Raw genomic sequence first — 892 nt, forward strand, 5'->3', positions numbered from 1 at the left:
CCCGCCCTCTCTCAGCCTCAGCGTTCCCCGACACACTGCCCGGTACCGAATACGGCCCCGACAGGGGTATCCGCCTTTTGGCGGTGTGGCTGATGCACGACCCGGCATACCCGGAGAGCCTGCCCGGAGCGCCACTGGCGCGGTACACGTATACGGAAGCCGGTGAACTGCTGGCGGTATATGACCGCAGCGGGACACAGGTGCGCGCTTTCACGTATGACGCGCAGCACCCGGGCCGGATGGTGGGGCACCGTTATGCGGGAAGGCCGGAGATGCGCTACCGCTACGACGATACCGGGCGGGTGGTGGAGCAGCTTAACCCGGCAGGCCTGAGTTACCGCTACCAGTATGAGCAGGACCGCATCACCGTCACCGACAGCCTGAACCGGCGTGAGGTGCTGCATACAGAAGGTGAAGGCGGGCTGAAACGGGTGGTGAAAAAAGAACTGGCGGATGGCAGCGTCACGCACAGCGGGTATGACGCGGCAGGAAGGCTCACGGCGCAGACGGACGCGGCGGGACGGCGGACAGAGTACGGTCTGAATGTGGTGTCCGGCGATATCACGGACATCACCACACCGGACGGGCGGGAGACGAAATTTTACTATAACGACGGGAACCAGCTGACGGCGGTGGTGTCCCCGGACGGGCTGGAGAGCCGCCGGGCATATGATGAACTGGACAGGCTGGTAACGGAGACATCGCGCAGCGGGGAGACAGTACGCTACCGCTATGATGATGCGCACAGTGAATTACCGGCCACGACAACAGATGCGACGGGCAGCACCCGGCAGATGACGTGGAGCCGCTACGGTCAGTTGCTGGCGTTCACCGACTGCTCGGGCTACCAGACCCGCTATGAATACGACCGCTTCGGCCAGATGACGGCGGT

1 pseudogene is annotated in these 892 nt (G+C 63.8%); it reads left to right on the forward strand.

Annotation, left to right across the window (positions count from 1 at the left end):
* Positions 1-892: pseudogene (locus ACJHW7_RS25265) on the forward strand (RHS repeat protein); the annotation flags it as partial.

Source organism: Escherichia sp. WS1152, assembly GCF_046487665.1.
Lineage (GTDB): Bacteria > Pseudomonadota > Gammaproteobacteria > Enterobacterales > Enterobacteriaceae > Escherichia > Escherichia coli.